The 15,533-nt window shown below is 65.2% G+C and carries 15 protein-coding genes; 2 read left to right on the plus strand and 13 right to left on the minus strand.

Features of this window, described 5'->3' with window-relative positions; translation table 11 throughout:
• Window positions 1-100: 100 nt before the first annotated feature.
• From fabZ to OKW87_RS03730, 13 genes are all read right to left on the minus strand, one after another.
• Window positions 101-577 carry a 3-hydroxyacyl-ACP dehydratase FabZ gene (gene fabZ, locus OKW87_RS03670; protein WP_265542364.1) on the minus strand — a complete coding sequence of 159 codons (477 nt, stop codon included), beginning with the start codon at window positions 575-577 and terminating at the stop codon, window positions 101-103.
• Window positions 574-1,344, minus strand: coding sequence for an OmpH family outer membrane protein (locus OKW87_RS03675; RefSeq protein WP_265542366.1), 771 nt, complete (start codon window positions 1,342-1,344; stop codon window positions 574-576). Before OKW87_RS03675 ends, fabZ begins: the two co-directional genes overlap by 4 nt.
• Entirely contained in the window at window positions 1,344-4,085 is a 2,742-nt protein-coding gene (bamA, locus tag OKW87_RS03680; RefSeq protein ID WP_265543987.1) for an outer membrane protein assembly factor BamA, read from the minus strand. Before bamA ends, OKW87_RS03675 begins: the two co-directional genes overlap by 1 nt.
• A gap of 133 nt (window positions 4,086-4,218) precedes the next feature.
• Window positions 4,219-5,352 (minus strand): M50 family metallopeptidase, encoded by a 1,134-nt coding sequence (locus OKW87_RS03685; protein WP_265542367.1) that lies wholly within the window; start codon window positions 5,350-5,352, stop codon window positions 4,219-4,221.
• The gene (locus OKW87_RS03690; RefSeq protein WP_265542369.1) at window positions 5,349-6,506 is read right to left on the minus strand and encodes a 1-deoxy-D-xylulose-5-phosphate reductoisomerase; all 1,158 of its coding nucleotides are present in this window, start codon (window positions 6,504-6,506) and stop codon (window positions 5,349-5,351) included. The genes OKW87_RS03685 and OKW87_RS03690 overlap by 4 nt, the downstream gene beginning before the upstream one ends.
• Complete coding sequence (locus OKW87_RS03695) at window positions 6,503-7,282, minus strand: phosphatidate cytidylyltransferase (RefSeq protein WP_265542371.1); 780 nt, start codon at window positions 7,280-7,282, stop codon at window positions 6,503-6,505. Before OKW87_RS03695 ends, OKW87_RS03690 begins: the two co-directional genes overlap by 4 nt.
• Window positions 7,279-8,010 (minus strand): isoprenyl transferase, encoded by a 732-nt coding sequence (locus OKW87_RS03700; RefSeq protein WP_265542373.1) that lies wholly within the window; start codon window positions 8,008-8,010, stop codon window positions 7,279-7,281. Before OKW87_RS03700 ends, OKW87_RS03695 begins: the two co-directional genes overlap by 4 nt.
• Before the next feature lie 36 nt (window positions 8,011-8,046).
• Window positions 8,047-8,604 carry a ribosome recycling factor gene (frr, locus tag OKW87_RS03705; RefSeq protein WP_265542375.1) on the minus strand — a complete coding sequence of 186 codons (558 nt, stop codon included), beginning with the start codon at window positions 8,602-8,604 and terminating at the stop codon, window positions 8,047-8,049.
• An 11-nt stretch (window positions 8,605-8,615) separates the two neighbouring features.
• The gene (pyrH, locus tag OKW87_RS03710; protein ID WP_265542377.1) at window positions 8,616-9,347 is read right to left on the minus strand and encodes a UMP kinase; all 732 of its coding nucleotides are present in this window, start codon (window positions 9,345-9,347) and stop codon (window positions 8,616-8,618) included.
• A gap of 123 nt (window positions 9,348-9,470) precedes the next feature.
• Window positions 9,471-10,406 carry a translation elongation factor Ts gene (tsf, locus tag OKW87_RS03715; RefSeq protein WP_265542379.1) on the minus strand — a complete coding sequence of 312 codons (936 nt, stop codon included), beginning with the start codon at window positions 10,404-10,406 and terminating at the stop codon, window positions 9,471-9,473.
• Between the two features lie 84 nt (window positions 10,407-10,490).
• Window positions 10,491-11,423, minus strand: a complete 933-nt coding sequence (gene rpsB / locus OKW87_RS03720; protein ID WP_265542381.1) for a 30S ribosomal protein S2 — start codon at window positions 11,421-11,423, stop codon at window positions 10,491-10,493.
• A gap of 413 nt (window positions 11,424-11,836) precedes the next feature.
• The gene (gene pssA, locus OKW87_RS03725; protein WP_265542382.1) at window positions 11,837-12,649 is read right to left on the minus strand and encodes a CDP-diacylglycerol--serine O-phosphatidyltransferase; all 813 of its coding nucleotides are present in this window, start codon (window positions 12,647-12,649) and stop codon (window positions 11,837-11,839) included.
• The gene (locus tag OKW87_RS03730; protein ID WP_265542384.1) at window positions 12,646-13,374 is read right to left on the minus strand and encodes a phosphatidylserine decarboxylase; all 729 of its coding nucleotides are present in this window, start codon (window positions 13,372-13,374) and stop codon (window positions 12,646-12,648) included. The genes pssA and OKW87_RS03730 overlap by 4 nt, the downstream gene beginning before the upstream one ends.
• Window positions 13,375-13,583: 209 nt before the next feature.
• Between OKW87_RS03730 and OKW87_RS03735 the strand changes: the two genes are divergently transcribed.
• Both OKW87_RS03735 and OKW87_RS03740 read left to right on the plus strand, forming a co-directional pair.
• Window positions 13,584-14,201, plus strand: a complete 618-nt coding sequence (locus tag OKW87_RS03735) for a class I SAM-dependent methyltransferase (protein ID WP_265542386.1) — start codon at window positions 13,584-13,586, stop codon at window positions 14,199-14,201.
• Between the two features lie 77 nt (window positions 14,202-14,278).
• A complete protein-coding gene (locus OKW87_RS03740; protein WP_265542388.1) occupies window positions 14,279-15,499 on the plus strand; it encodes an NADP-dependent isocitrate dehydrogenase in 1,221 nt (406 codons plus the stop codon).
• The last annotated feature ends 34 nt before the right edge of the window (window positions 15,500-15,533 follow it).

A 15,533-nucleotide genomic window follows, 5' to 3' on the forward strand; every position in this document is an offset into this window, starting at 1 on the left:
CTATATTCCTCGGGATAGCCGCTGGTTACCGACCAGCAGCGGACGCGCGCGCCTAACAGAGACCGGCTGTGGGTGCAACCTCGGGGGGCGCGGCTCTCGCTTACTTCGGCGGGTCTGCGATCATGGCGGTGAATTCGCACTCGGTGGCGACTTCGCCGTTCAGCAGCGCGCGGCCGGCGAACTTGCAGACGCGCGAGCGCTTCTGGATGAACTCGACCTCAAGCCGCAACAGCACGCCGGGTTCGACCGGCTTGCGGAACTTCACGCCGTCGATCGACATGAAATAGACCAGCTTGCCCGATCCCGCGAGCCCGAGGCTCTCGACGGCGAGGACGCCCGCGGCCTGCGCCAGCGCCTCGACCTGCAAAACGCCGGGCATGATCGGCCTTCCGGGGAAATGCCCCTGGAAGAACTCCTCGTTCATGCTCACCGCCTTGATGGCGACGATCGACCGGTCGGGGATCAACGCCTCGACTCGGTCGACCAGCAGCATCGGATAGCGATGCGGGAGCGCCGCGAGGATCCGCCCGATATCGAGCGGACCGATATTGGCGCCCCCGTTCTCGGCTTCGCTCAACGCGGTTCGGCCGGCCGGACCGGAGTCGCTCCTGCGGGCGCGGCGGCTGCGGGCGCGCCGGCAGCGGGTGCACCAGCCGCAGGCGCAGCGGCGCCGGCAGCCTGTTGCGCACGATAGGCGCGCAACTGCGCCGCCTGGACCAGCTGCTGCTGGATGCCGACGGTTTCGCGCGAAGGCTGCCAGCCTGCAGGAGGCGTGATCGTCACGGTCGGCGCGACCTTGTCGATCTCCGCGGTGATCGCGGCGCTGATGTCGGCCGAATCGGGCGCGTACATGAACACTTCGGGCGAGAGCACGACGTTGATCTTGCGCGCGTTGACGACGCGGAGCTGGGCCGCCTCATACTGGCGCAGAATCGATTCGATCGCGAACAGCTCGGCGCGCGACGCGGGCGCCGAGAGCGTGTTGATCTCGGTCTCGGCGCGGGTCTGCGCGGCCTTCAGGCGATCGAGGACGGGATTCTTGGCGGTCTCCGCGGCGCGAATTTCGGCGTCAGAGATCTGGGTGTCCTTGTTGGTGTCGAGCTGGGTCAGCATCGGGCGCAGCTCGGTCTGCATCGCGGTGCGGCGCGCCTGGATCTGGTCGAACGACGCCTTGTAGGTCGTCGAGATCTGCTGGTTGGCGGCAGCGAACGCCTTGGAGGCGGCGACGACACTGGTCGGGTTCGCATATGCGATGCCCGAAACCTGCGCGCTGGCGGGAGCCGCGATTGCCATCGCTGCAGGCGCGGCGAGCAGAGCTGCCAAGAGGATTTTCTTGCTGGTCATTAGAACTGAGTCCCTACGTTGAACGTGATGAGCTTGGTGTCGTCGCCGGGCTGCGAAAGCAGCGCCTTGGCCACATCGATGCGCAGCGGGCCGAACGGCGAATTCCAGTTGACGCCGACACCGATCGACAGGCGCGGTTTCGGCGAGTCTCCGACGAAGCGCTCAAAGAAGGCCGCTGTCGGGATGTTATAGATGGTATTGACCGAAGTGCCAACGCAGGGCCCACCCGGCGTCGCCGAGTAGCCGACGGTGCAGGTGGTCGCCGCCCCGGCATTGACCGAGTCGCCGGCGCCGACGAGATAATATTGGTTGCCGGCGGCATCCTTCTGGAAATTGTCCGCGGGCAACAAGGTCGGCGAGCCGTCCTTGTTGAACAGCAGCGCGCCCGACGCATCGCGCGCCTGCGGGAAGTTGATCGTCAGACCGGGACGCGTGATGTTGAACAGGCTGCCCGCCATCACGAAGATCGACGGCCGCAGACCCAGTTCGGCCGCACCGGCGCCGAGCGGAATCTCGAGCTCTGCCTTGGTGATGTAATAGGCCTTGCCGCCCAGCGCATCGTCGATGATCTGCTCGCGATCGGTGATCAGCGCCTGGGTGCCGTCGAGCGCGCTGCCGGTGAAGGCGATACGCTGGACTCGGGGGCCGACGCCGCGAATATCGAAGCCGCGGAACTGCGGCTCGCCCAGATAGAAGCGATCGGTAATCCGGACCGGATCGATCCCTGCCCCGGTCTTTTCCAGGCTGTGGATATAGCCACCCTCGGCCGAGACCGAGAAGATGAAGCCGCTGCCGACGTTGAAATATTTCTCGCCGTTGGCGCGAGCGCGAAGGTAGCGAACCTCGCCGCCCAGACCGGCAAAGTCGCCGCCGACGGTCAGGCGCTGGCCACGCGTCGGGCGCAGGCGGCTGTTGAGGCTGTCATAGATCAGCGAGACGCCGACCAGCGAAGTGATGCGATTGCCCACCGCCTCGCAATAATAACGGCCCGCCTTGAGCGGATCGCAGACGCCGTTGGTGAAGAAGCTCGACTGGTCGAGCGTCACGTCGTCCTGGCGCAGCGTGTAGCGGCCGGACAGCGTCCAATATTCGGTAAGCGGGACGCCCGCGACGAGCTGGAAGCCGGTCGCGACCTGGCTGTAGGTCGTGTTGCGATCGCTGCCGATATAGTTGAACGCGTTGTAATCCTGGCGGAACAGCGTCGCGCCCAGCGCCACGTTGCTATTGAAAACATAAGGCTCGGTGAAACCGAGCTCGACCGACTTCGAATAGCTCGAATAATCGACCGAGGCCGACACCGTCTGGCCCATGCCGCGGAAATTGCCCTGGCGGATCGACGCCTGGAGGATGAAGCGCTCCAGGCTCGAGAAGCCCGCCGACAAGGTCAGCTGGCCGTTGGGCCGTTCCTCGACATTCGCGGCAAGAACGATGCGATCGGGGGCCGAACCTTCCTTGCGCTCGATCTCGAACTTGTCCTGGAAATAGCCGAGCGAATTGATCCGGTCCTGCGAGCGCTTGACCAGGAAGGTGTTGAAGGCGTCGCCTTCCGCCACGCGGAATTCGCGGCGGATGACCTTGTCCTGCGTCTGGCGATTGCCGGTGATGTCGATCCGCTCGATATAGGTGCGGTTCGTCTCGGCGATGTTGAAGCTCATCGACATGGTCAGCGCTTCGCGGTCGCGCTGGAAATCGGGCTTCACCTCGGCGAAGGCATAGCCGAACGCGCCCGCGGTCTCGCTCAGCTGCTCGACCGTGTCCTCGACGAGCTTGGCATTGTACCAATTACCCTCCTTGATCGCCAAGGCCGAGGCGAGGCGCTTGTCGTCGAAATCGCGGATCGCGCTGTCGACGGTGACCGGGCCGAACTTGTAGCGCGGGCCTTCCTCGACTACGTAAGTGATGATGAAATCGCGCTTGTCCGGCGTGAGCTCGGCGACCGCGGAAATCACCCGGAAATCGGCATAGCCTTCGGTCAGGTAGAATTGGCGCAGCTTCTGCTGGTCGTAGGCCAGCCGATCCTGGTCATAGGTCGTGTTCGAGCTGAACAGCGAGGTGATGCGCGCCTGCTTGGTCGCCATCTCGCCGCGAAGCTTTCCGTCCGAAAAGACTTCGTTGCCGATCACGTTGATCTGGCGGACCTTGGACTTCGGCCCTTCGTTGATCTCGAACACCACGTCGACACGGTTCTGGTCCAGGCTGACCATCTTCGGCTCGACCTGCGCGGCGAAACGGCCCTGTCGGCGATAGAGCTCGACGATGCGAGCGACGTCTGCGCGAACCGCGGTGCGTGTGAAGATCTGGCGCGGCGCCAGCTTCACTTCCTTCTCGATCTTGTCGTTCTTGAGGCGCTTATTGCCCTCATAGATGATGCGATTGATCACCGGGCTTTCGCGGATGCGGATAATGAGGTCGCCGGTCTCGACACCCTCGATCGCGACGTCGGCCAGCAGCTCGGACGCGAGCAGGTCCTTGAGCGCCTGATCAATCGTCTCGTTGGTGTAGGTGCCGCCGGTGCGCAGCCTGGTGTAGGACAGCACGGTGTCGGGTTCGAGCCGCTGCGATCCCTCGACGCGGATCGAGCGAATGGGGCGTGCCACCTGCGGGGCGACCGGGGGCGCGGCCGTCTGAGGCTGGGTGGCATTCGGCGCGCCGGCAGGCGGCGTCGCCCCGGGAGCAGGTGCGGGCGCCGTTTGGGCGGGGGCGGTCTGCGCATAAGCCGCAGCCGTCATGCTCGAGAGCATCGTGCCCGCGAGAAGCGTTGCGGTGGCGCGTACGCCGAAACTATTTACCTTGATCGTCACATCCCACCCCAAGTCGGATTTCGAGTAATGCCGCTGCCCATGCGACGCCGGAACCGCCCCTGCCTTAACCGCGTCAGCCGATCAACCCGGCCAGATTTCTCCAGACGCCGATCGCGCCGAGATCATTGAACGTAACCAGCAGCATCAACGCCAATATTGCGAGCATGCCGCCTCGGAAAGCCCATTCCACAAATTGCGGCTCGACCGGGCGGCGGCGAACGGCTTCGACTGCGTAGAGCAGAAGATGCCCGCCATCCAGCACTGGCACTGGCAAAAGGTTAATGAATCCGAGATTAATGGAAATAAGCGCGATCAGAAACACGAACTCTGTGGCGCCCAGTGCAAGGCGCTCGCCCGAGACTTGCGCGATCTTCAGCGGGCCTCCCAGTTCAGCAACCGAGCGCCGGCCGGTGATGATCTGGCCGAGGCCGTCGAGCGTCATCTGGACGATGTCGGCAGTCATCCGGATGCCGACCAGCGGCGCTTCGAGCAGCCCGACCGGTTCTTGCACCGGAGCGCTGGCACCGATGCCGAGTCGGCCGACGCGATATTCGTTTCCGAAACGATCGGTCTCGGTCCGCATGCCGATGACGGCATCGACGGCCTGCGCCTGCCCTGCCCGCTCATAGTCGATCCGCACCGCCTCGTTGGGACGAAGCTGGGTATATTTGAGCAGATCGCCATAGGTTTCGACCGAACGCCCGCTCATCGCGGTGATCCGATCGCCAGGCTGCAGTCCTGCCGCGGCGGCGGGGCTTCCCGCGATCACCGAACCGACGGTGGCGGGCGTGCGATTGTCACCATAAGCCAGCGCGAAGGCCGACAGGATCAGGATCGCGACGATGAAGTTGGCGATCGGGCCGGCGGCGACGATGATCGCGCGCTGCCACAAGGGCTTCGACTGGAACGTCTGGGCGCGCTCGTGCGCCGGCAGCGCCAGCCATTCGGGCGAGGGCTGGCCAGCGGGGTTCATGTCGCCGGCGAACTTCACATAGCCGCCCAGCGGCAGCCAGCCGAACTTCCAGCGCGTGCCGCGCTTGTCGGTAATGCCGGCAACCTCGCGGCCGAAGCCGATCGAGAATTCCTCGGCCTTTACGCCGAACCAGCGTCCGGCAAGATAATGTCCGAGCTCATGCAGGAAAACGAGCGGCCCGATCACCAGCGCGAACGCCAGGACGGTGAGCAGGATGCCGGGGGTTTCGATCAAACGACGCAGTCCTTCACACGCTCGACCGCACGAACCCGCGCCTCGGCATCGACTGCCAGCACGGCATCGAGCGAGTCCGGGGCAGCCGGATCGTAACGGCTCAGCGTATCTGCGACGATTGCGGCAATTTCAAGAAAGGCGACCCGGCCAGCGAGGAATGCGGCGACTGCCACTTCGTTGGCGGCGTTGAGGATGGCGGGCCGGGCGCCGCCCGCGGTCAGCGCATCGCGGGCGAGCTGGAGCGCGGGGAAGCGGGTATAATCGGGCGCCTCGAAATCCAACCGCGCGATTTTCGCCAGATCGAGCCGCTCGCAGGGCGTCTCCATCCGCTCGGGCCAGGCGAGCGCGAAGGCGATCGGCGTGCGCATGTCGGGCGACCCGAGCTGGGCCAGCACCGATCCGTCGACATATTCGACCATCGAGTGGATGACCGACTGGGCATGGACAATCACGTCGAGCTGATCGGCGCGCACCGGAAACAGATGGTAGGCCTCGATCAGCTCGAGTCCCTTGTTCATCATCGTCGCCGAATCGACCGAAATCTTGGCGCCCATCGACCAATTCGGGTGTGCGACCGCCTGCTTCGGAGTGATCGCGCGCATGTCCTCGATCGAGGTCCGACGGAACGGCCCGCCGCTGGCGGTGAGGATGATCCGGCTCACGCCCTTCGGCGCGGTGCGATCGAGGCATTGGAACACCGCATTATGCTCGGAATCGACCGGCAGCAGCGTGGTGCCATGCGCCTGGGCGGCGGCCATCATGACTTCGCCCGCGGAGACCAGCGCCTCCTTGTTTGCCAGCGCGACGATGCCGCCGGCTTCCAGCGCGGCCATGACCGGCTTGAGCCCGGCGGTGCCGACGATCGAGGCCATCGTCCAATCGACACCGAGCCGCGCGGCGTCGCAGACCGCCTCGGCCCCTGCCCGCGCCTCGGTGCCGGTGCCGGCGAGGCGCTCGCGCAGGGCCTCGAGGCAGGCGGGGTCGGCGACGACGGCAACCTTCGCCTTGGTTCGGATCGCGGCGGCGGCGAGCTTGTCGACGTCGCTGTTCGCCGTGAGCGCAACAACTTCGAAGCGTTCGGGCGTACGCTCGATCAGATCGAGCGTCGAGCTGCCGACCGAACCGGTCGCGCCGAGGATGGTGACGCGTTTCATCGGCCGAGCGCCAGCACGAGCAGCGCCGCGACCGGGGCGACGGCGATCAGGCCGTCGAGACGATCTAGGATGCCGCCATGGCCGGGCAGGATATTGCCCGAATCCTTGACCCCGGCGCGGCGCTTGAGATGGCTTTCGTAGAGATCGCCGAGCTGCGCGATCACCGCGAGCAGCGGCGTGGTCAGCGCGAGCGCGACCGGCAGGGCGAACTGCCAGACGAGTATCGCGGCAAAAAGGCCCGAGGTGAACAGGCTGCCGATGAAGCCCGCCCAGGTCTTGTTGGGACTGATCGAGGGCGCGAGCTTGGGGCCGCCGATCGCGCGGCCGGCGAAATAGGCGCCGCTGTCTGCCGCCCAGACGAGCGCCATCGCCCAGAAGGCGAGGAGCAGCCCCCGTTCGGGCAGCTCGCGCAGCAGGATCAAGGCGAGGACCGGGAGCCCGACATAGAGAACACCCCCGGCGAGGCGTGGCCGACGCGTGACCGCGCCCACGAAGAAGCCTGCGCCGATCACGAGGCCCAATGCGAGGAAGCCCGGTCCTGCAGCAAGACCCGGCGCCATGATCGCCAGCGGCACCGAAAGCGCATATTGGGCCAGGCGCTTCTGCCTGGGACTGGCGCCATCGAGCTCCGCCCATTCGGACATCAGCAACAGCGCGCCGACGACGGTGAGCAGCCAGAAGCCCAGACCGCCGGCCCAGAGCGCCGCCGCAGCGATTGCTATGAGGATGAAGGCAACGCCGAGCCGCGTGCCGAGATCGGACCCTGCTTTGCTCACAACCCTCCGAAGCGGCGTTCGCGCTGCCCGAACTGATCGAGCGCCGCCGCCAGAATCTTCTCGTTGAAGTCGGGCCAAAGCGTATCGACGAACAGAAGTTCCGCATACGCCGCCTGCCAGAGCAGGAAATTGGACAGGCGCTGCTCGCCCGAGGTGCGGATGAGCAGATCGAGCGGCGGCAAGCCCGCGGTCTCCAGCGCGCCTTCGAAGCGCGCCTCGTCGATCGCGGCGGGATCGAGCGTGCCATCGCGCGCCTGTTCCGCGAGGCGCCGTGCGGCGGCGAGAATCTCGGCCTGCGCGCCATAGTTCAGCGCGATCACCAGGGTCGGACCGGGATTGTCTGCAGTGCGGACGATCGCGATGTCGATCATCGCGACCAGATCGGGCGCGAGGCTGCGCCAGTCGCCGATGACGCGCAGGCGGACGCCCTCGGCAATCAGCTCATCAAGTTCGCTCGCCAGGAAGTGGCGCAGCAGCCCCATGAGGTCGCGAACTTCCTCCTCGGGGCGGCGCCAATTCTCGGACGAGAAAGCGTAGAGCGTAAGCACCTCGATCCCGAGCTTGCGCGCGGCGCGGCTGACCCGGCGTACGGCTTCCACGCCCTGGCGATGCCCGGCGATGCGCGGCAGGAAACGCGACTTCGCCCAGCGGCCATTGCCGTCCATGATGATGGCGACGTGGCGCGGCGTGCTTCCCGAGGGGAGCTCGGGTGCCGGTTTAGCCGCCATGCCGATGCTCGACAGAATAAGGGCGATCGCCCACGGTCACTTGCCGAGGATTTCCTTTTCCTTCGCGAGCGCCGCGGCATCGAGTTCGGCGACGGTGGCGTCGGTGAGCTTCTGGACTTCGGTCTCGAGCCGCTTGCGCTCGTCCTCGGAGATAACGCCCTTCTTCTCGTCGGCCTTGAGGCTGTCATTGCCGTCGCGGCGGACGTTGCGCACGGCGATGCGCGCCGCCTCGGCATACTTGCCTGCGAGCTTGGCAAGCTCCTTGCGGCGCTCCTCGGTCAGATCGGGGATCGGCAGGCGCAGCGTCTGGCCGTCGACGATCGGGTTGAGCCCGAGGCCAGCGGAACGGATCGCCTTGTCGGCGGGGCCGACATTGGACTTGTCCCACACCTGGACCGACAGCATTCGCGGCTCGGGGACCGAGACGGTGGCGATCGTGTTGAGCGGCATGTTGGCGCCGTAGACTTCGACCGTGACGGGATCGAGCAGATTGATCGAGGCGCGGCCCGTGCGCAGGCCCTGCAGATCGGAATTGAGCGCCTCGACCGCGCCGGCCATCCGGCGCTCGAGGTCTGCTTTGTTATATGCGGCCATTTCGGGCTCTCCTATGCGTATTCGGCTTCGTTCTGGACGATCGTGGAAACGCCGTCGCCGCTCAGCACCGCGGCAAGATTGCCGGGCTCGCGGATGTTGAAGACCACGATCGGGATATGGTTGTCGCGGCACAAGGCGATCGCGCTTGCGTCCATGACCTTGAGATTCTGCGAGAGGACCGTGTCGTAGGTCACGGTTTCATAACGCGTGGCGGTCGGCACTTTCTTGGGATCGGCATCATAGACGCCATCGACCGACGTGCCCTTGAACAAGGCGTCGCACTTCATTTCGGCCGCGCGCAGCGCGGCGCCGCTGTCGGTGGTGAAATAGGGACTGCCGACGCCCGCCGCGAAAATCACGACGCGGCCCTTTTCGAGGTGACGCTCGGCGCGGCGGCGAATGAAGGGCTCGCAGACCGATGCCATCGGGATCGCCGACTGGACGCGGGTCTCGACGCCGATCTGCTCGAGCGAATTCTGCACCGCAAGCGCGTTCATCACCGTCGCCAGCATGCCCATATAATCGGCGGTGGCGCGCTCGATTCCCTTCGCCGCCGCCGAAAGCCCGCGGAAGATGTTGCCGCCGCCGACGACGACGCAAAGCTCATAGCCTTGCGCCCGCGCATCGGCGATTTCGCCGGCCACCCGCGCGGTGACTTCCGGATCGATCGCCAGCCCGCCCTCGCCCATCAGGACCTCGCCCGAGAGCTTGAGAAGGATGCGTTTGAACCGGGGATTGGTCATGATACCTGCGGGTTGGGAAGCGGACAGCGAAGCGGCGCGGACCTTAGAGGGGCCGCGCCGCTGGAACAAGCAGTGATGCTTGTCGAGAGGGGAAGGGAAGCCCGAAACCGCCCTTCCCGCCCCTTACTTGGTCAGGCCTGCCGTGGCTGCGACTTCGGCGGCGAAGTCGCTCTCTTCCTTCTCGATGCCTTCGCCGAGCTGGAAGCGGACATAGTCGACGAGGGTGATTGTCGCGCCGGCATCCTTGGCTGCCTTGGCGATGACGTCGCCGACGGGGGTCTTGCCGTCCATGACGAACGCCTGCGTGAGCAGCGCATTCTCCTTCTTGAACTTCTCGATCGGCCCGTTGAGGATCTTGTCGGCGACTTCGGCGGACTTGCCGACGATCTTCTCGGCATTCTTCTCGCGCAGGATCGCAGCCTCGCGCTCGACGACTTCGGGATCGAGATCGGCGACCGACAGCGCCAGCGGGAAGGCCGCGGCGATGTGCATCGCGATCTGCTTGCCGAGCGGCTCGAGCACAGCGACGCCGGCGTCCGACTCAAGCGCGACGAGCACGCCGATCTTGCCGAGGCCGGGGGCGGCGGCGTTGTGGACGTAGGGGATCACGGCGCCCTGGTTGACCGATACGGCCTTGGCGCGGCGCAGAACCTGGTTCTCGCCGATCGTGGCGATGTTCGCGACGAGCACTTCGTCGACGCTGCCGCCGGCGGCCATCGGCGCGGCCTTCAGGGCATCGACATCGTCACCCTTTTCGAGCGCGATCGCAGTCACTTCGCGGACGAAGCCCTGGAAGATCTCGTTCTTCGCGACGAAATCGGTCTGGCTGTTCACCTCGACGGCGACGCCCTTGGTCCCCGCGACGGCCACGCCGACGAGGCCCTCGGCCGCGGTGCGGCTCGACTTCTTGGCGGCGGCGGCGAGGCCCTTCGAGCGCAGCCAGTCGCTGGCCGCTTCGATGTCGCCACCATTTTCGGTGAGCGCCTTCTTGCAATCCATCATGCCGGCGCCGCTCTTTTCGCGGAGCTCCTTGACCGCTGCTGCAGTGATCTCTGCCATGTTGCTGTCCTTCTGGTCTGGAAAAATTGCGGGACGGGGTTGGGCTTTCGCCCTACCCCGTCCCCAATGTCAGTTCGGTGACGCTTATGCGTCGATCTGGCGCTCGCCCTCGGCGGCCTGCTCGGGGGTCTCGGTCGCAGCGGCCGGGGTTTCCGGATCTGCGGCGGGAGCCTCGGGAGCGGCAGCGGCAGGCGCTTCGAACTCTTCTGCGGTGACGACGGGTGCGTCGGCGGCAGGTGCCTCGTCAGCCACGGCAGGTGCCGGTGCTGCAAGGGCCTCCTCGACCGGCGGCGCATCCATGGCGCCGATGTCGTTGCCGAAGCTGGCTTGACGCTCCTGGCCGCCACGGGTGGCGGCAATGGCGATGGCCTCGCAATAGAGACGGATCGCGCGGCTGGCGTCGTCGTTCGCCGGCACCGGGAAGGCGATGCCGTCCGGGCTGACGTTCGAATCGAGGATCGCGACGACGGGGATGCCGAGCGTGTTGGCTTCCTTGATCGCCAGCTCTTCCTTGTTCGCGTCGATCACGAACATGATGTCGGGAATGCCACCCATGTCGCGGATGCCGCCGAGGCTGAGCTCGAGCTTGTCCTTCTCACGGGTGAGCTGGAGGACTTCCTTCTTGGTGAGACCGACGGTCTCGCCCGAAAGCTGCTCTTCGAGCGTCTTGAGGCGCTTGATCGAGCCCGAGATGGTCTTCCAGTTGGTGAGCATGCCGCCCAGCCAGCGATGGTTGACGAAATGCTGGTTCGAACGGCGCGCCGCGTCCGCGATCGGCTCCTGCGCCTGGCGCTTGGTGCCGACGAACAGGACCTTGCCGCCGGCGGCGACGGTCGAGTTCACGAATTCGAGCGCGCGCGCGAAGAGCGGCACGGTCTGCGAAAGATCGATGATGTGGACGCCGTTGCGGTCTCCGAAGAGATACGGCTTCATCTTCGGGTTCCAGCGATGCGTCTGGTGGCCGAAATGCGCGCCCGATTCGAGCAGCTGCTGCATGGAGACGACTGGTGCCGCCATAGGGATAACTCCTTCCGGTTGATCCTCTGGGAAGCGGGAACCGTGGAGGCCACGGCACCGGGTTATGTTGCTTCCCATGTGGGGTTGAGGCGGCGCGGTTAGCCGATATGTGCGGGGTGCGCAAGCGGAACAATGAAGGAACAACCCGTTGACAGCGGAACGTTAACGGAACATAAAGGGTTCACAACGCGGACATGGAACGTCTTGCGGCCTCAAGCGGTTGGAATTGCTAGATTCCTGCCTTGTAGGGGCGTTTTGGAGCCTGGATATGACTGGTTTCGCTATTCTTATTCTGTTCAGCGCTGCGTTCGCCGCGTCGGCCTGGACCTTGGTTTCGAGCATTCGCCCGCAATTGCATCGCTATGCCGAATTGTTCGGCCGGGTCTCGGCGGTTCCCGCCTTGCCGCCTCGGCTTACGCGCCTGACGGTCCGCTCGGCTCCGGCGCGGATGCCGGCGCGGGCGCCGCTGCGCGCTGCAGCCTGATCCGGCGATAGCTGCGGATGCTGAACGGGATCGTCGCCAGATAAGCGATCGCGACGATCGCGAGCGTCGGCCAGGGCGCCGATACCAGCGCGGCGATGAACACGACGAGCGCCACCACGAATTCGAAGCGGATGTTGCGACGCAGGCGCACGGTCGGGGAGAAGGTGGCGATGCTGGATACCATCAGGCTCGCGGCGAACACGGTCCAGACGGCAATCGCAATGGGGGTGCGCACGATTTCCGCCCCGGTCCAGAGCCATAGAAAGAGCGGTGTAAGCGCCAGGACGGCCCCGGCCGGCGCCGGCACGCCGGTTAGGAAACCTGCCGATTTGTGCGGCTGAATCTCGCCATCGATGCTCGCATTGAAGCGCGCCAAGCGGAGCGCGCAGGCCAGCGCCATCAGCAAGGCGACCAGCCATCCGAAGCTGCCCAGCGTGTTAAGCGTCCACAGATAGAGGATGAGCGCCGGCGCGACACCGAAGGAGATCGCGTCGGACAAGCTGTCGAGCTCCGCCCCGAACCTGCTCTCCGCGCGGACCCAACGGGCGATCCGGCCATCGACTCCGTCGAGCACCGCGGCCACCAGGACCATCAGCACCGCCAGTTCCCAATTGCCGAGAATGGCGAAGCGGATCGCGGTCAGGCCCGAGCATAATGCGAGCGCGGTGACCGCGTTCGGGAGCACGGCCCGAAGCGGGATTCCCCGCTCGCGGCGGGGTCGCTTGGTCCGGGCGGCGCTCATTGAGCGACGCCGAGCGTAGCCGGAGCGCCCTTGCAAGCGAGGATCGTCTCGCCAGCGACCGCGCGCTGGCCAAGCGAGACCTGGACGCCAAACGCGTCGGGTATGAATATATCGACTCGGCTACCGAAGCGGATCAGCCCGATCCGCTGTCCGCCGACCACCATGTCGCCCGCCTTCACGAAGGCGACGATGCGGCGCGCAACGAGCCCGGCGATCTGGGTGAAGCCGACGCGCAGCCCGTTCCTGTCCTCGACGATCAGATGCTGGCGCTCATTCTCTTCGCTGGCCTTGTCGAAATCGGCGTTCATGAACTTACCGGAGAGATAGATTACGTGGCGCACCGTGCCGGTGATCGGCGTGCGATTGATGTGAACGTCGAACATGCTCATGAAAACCGAGACGCGGATCATCGGCTTGTCGCCCAGCGCATGGGGCCCGCTGAGTTCGGGCGGCAGCGGCACGCGCTCGATCATCGTGACGAGGCCGTCCGCCGGGGAGACGATCAGCCCCTCCCCTTGCGGCGTCACGCGCACGGGATCGCGAAAGAATGCCGCGACGCCCAGCGTCAGGAATACCAGCGGCCAGGTGATGAAATCCCAAACGAACAGGCTGAGCAGCGCGATCGCGCCTGCAATCAGCACATATTTCCGCCCCTCGGGGTGAATGTCGGGGAAACGCCACTTCACCGTCGAAGTGCCGATGGGGGGCTTGTCGAGCGATGCCATGCGCGGCGTGTAGCCGTACCGCTCGCGCTTTCCTAGACCGGCGTCCGATATCATGGCGACAGCACCGGGACCCCAGCAGGCCGCTTCGTCCCCTTTTTGCACGGTGCGGCGGTGGCGCCACGCTGGGGATGCAACCTCCATGCTTGAAAGTTCGTTCGATTTTGCGCAGGGCCACGCTTCCCCCATTAAAAACTCCAAGAAGGATCACCATGCCCGCATCGACCGCAGCAGAGCAGCGCACGCGCCGCCGCCGCGCCGCAGGTGTCCCTTCTCCCTGGGGCATGTTCATCCGCGGCTTTTTCAAGCATCCCGTGATGGTGGGCGCAGTCGCTTACTCGTCCGGCACGCTGGTGCGCCACATGATCAGCCGCTGCGACTGGGACAATACCAAGCTGTTCGTCGAATATGGCCCGGGCGTCGGCACCTTTTGCGGCCCGATCCTCGATCGTCTCGGCCCGGAGGCGAAGCTGGTGGCGATCGACCCCAACCCGGATTTCATCGAATATCTGAAAGCGACGATCGACGATCCGCGCTTCTTCGCGGTGCTGGGATCGGCCGAGGACGTGAAGCGGATCGTCCGCGATCATGGACATGAGCAGGCCGACTATGTCGTCTCCGGCCTGCCCTTCTCGACCCTGCCCACGGGCGTGGGCGACAAGATCGCCAAGGCGACCAAGGAAGTGCTGCGCCCCGGCGGCGCCTTCCTGGTCTATCAATATAACCCCAAGGTCCGCAATTTCCTGACCCCGCACTGGCAGCACATCGATCACAAGGTCGAATGGTGGAACATCCCGCCGGCGCAGCTCTGGTGGGCGTGGAAGGACTGATCCCGCCGCGGGGCGCTTGATCGCCCCTGCCCTTCCCCCTAGACGCTCGCCAAACCCTATTCAGAGGAAGCGAGCTTATGGCGAAGATCAAGGTTGCAACGCCCGTCGTGGAAATCGACGGCGACGAAATGACGCGGATCATCTGGGAATGGATCCGCGAGCGCCTGATCCTCCCCTATCTCGACATCGACCTCAAATATTACGACCTCGGCGTCGAGAAGCGCGACGAGACCAACGACCAGATCACGATCGATTCGGCCAATGCGATCCGCGAATATGGCGTCGGCGTGAAGTGCGCGACGATCACTCCGGACGAGCAGCGCGTCGAGGAATTCGGCCTCAAGGAAATGTGGAAGTCGCCCAACGGCACGATCCGCAACATCCTGGGCGGGGTGATCTTCCGCGAGCCGATCGTGATCTCGAACGTGCCGCGGCTGATTCCCGGCTGGACCAAGCCGATCGTCGTCGGCCGCCATGCCTTTGGCGATCAGTATAAGGCCACCGACTTCAAGGTGCCCGGCGCGGGCAAGCTGACGATGAAGTGGGAAGGCGAGAATGGCGAGACGATTGAAAAGGAAGTGTTCAACTTCCCCGAGGCCGGCGTCGCCATGGGCATGTACAATCTCGACGAATCGATCACCGATTTCGCGCGGGCGAGCATGAATTACAGCCTCGGCCGCGGCTGGCCGCTGTACCTCTCGACCAAGAATACGATCCTCAAGGCCTATGACGGGCGCTTCAAGGACATCTTCGCCGACGTTTTCGAGCGCGAGTTCAAGGACAAGTTCAAGGAAGCGGGCATCGTCTACGAGCATCGCCTGATCGACGACATGGTCGCATCGGCGCTGAAATGGCATGGCGAGTTCGTCTGGGCCTGCAAGAATTATGACGGCGACGTCCAGTCGGACCAGGTCGCGCAGGGCTTCGGCTCGCTCGGACTGATGACCTCGGTGCTGATGTCGCCCGACGGCAAGACGATCGAGGCCGAGGCGGCGCACGGCACCGTCACACGCCATTATCGCCAGCACCAGCAGGGCAAGGCGACATCGACGAACCCGATCGCATCGATCTTCGCCTGGACCGGCGGCCTCAAGTATCGCGGCAAGTTCGACGAGACGCCCGACGTCACCCGCTTCGCCGAGACGCTCGAGCGCGTGTGCATCGAGACCGTCGAGAGCGGCGCGATGACCAAGGACCTCGCGCTGCTGATCGGGCCGCAACAGGCCTGGATGACCACCGAGCAGTTCTTCGAGACCGTTCGCGTCAACCTCGAGAAGGCGATGGGCAGCTGGCAGTAATTGCGGCGGCGGGGGGCAGCGATGCTCCCCGCTA

It is taken from the genome of Sphingomonas sp. M1-B02, assembly GCF_026167525.1.
GTDB lineage: Bacteria > Pseudomonadota > Alphaproteobacteria > Sphingomonadales > Sphingomonadaceae > Sphingomonas.

Excerpts from the sequence above, each read along its gene's own strand:
- OKW87_RS03675 (WP_265542366.1), bottom strand. The coding sequence starts at position 1,344 with ATGACCAGCAAGAAAATCCTCTTGGCAGCTCTGCTCGCCGCGCCTGCA.
- bamA (WP_265543987.1), bottom strand. The coding sequence starts at position 4,085 with ATGCTCTCGAGCATGACGGCTGCGGCTTATGCGCAGACCGCCCCCGCC.
- OKW87_RS03690 (WP_265542369.1), bottom strand. The coding sequence starts at position 6,506 with ATGAAACGCGTCACCATCCTCGGCGCGACCGGTTCGGTCGGCAGCTCG.
- OKW87_RS03700 (WP_265542373.1), bottom strand. The coding sequence starts at position 8,010 with ATGGCGGCTAAACCGGCACCCGAGCTCCCCTCGGGAAGCACGCCGCGC.
- frr (WP_265542375.1), bottom strand. The coding sequence starts at position 8,604 with ATGGCCGCATATAACAAAGCAGACCTCGAGCGCCGGATGGCCGGCGCG.
- pyrH (WP_265542377.1), bottom strand. The coding sequence starts at position 9,347 with ATGACCAATCCCCGGTTCAAACGCATCCTTCTCAAGCTCTCGGGCGAG.
- tsf (WP_265542379.1), bottom strand. The coding sequence starts at position 10,406 with ATGGCAGAGATCACTGCAGCAGCGGTCAAGGAGCTCCGCGAAAAGAGC.
- rpsB (WP_265542381.1), bottom strand. The coding sequence starts at position 11,423 with ATGGCGGCACCAGTCGTCTCCATGCAGCAGCTGCTCGAATCGGGCGCG.
- pssA (WP_265542382.1), bottom strand. The coding sequence starts at position 12,649 with ATGAGCGCCGCCCGGACCAAGCGACCCCGCCGCGAGCGGGGAATCCCG.
- OKW87_RS03730 (WP_265542384.1), bottom strand. The coding sequence starts at position 13,374 with ATGGCATCGCTCGACAAGCCCCCCATCGGCACTTCGACGGTGAAGTGG.
- OKW87_RS03735 (WP_265542386.1), top strand. The coding sequence starts at position 13,584 with ATGCCCGCATCGACCGCAGCAGAGCAGCGCACGCGCCGCCGCCGCGCC.
- OKW87_RS03740 (WP_265542388.1), top strand. The coding sequence starts at position 14,279 with ATGGCGAAGATCAAGGTTGCAACGCCCGTCGTGGAAATCGACGGCGAC.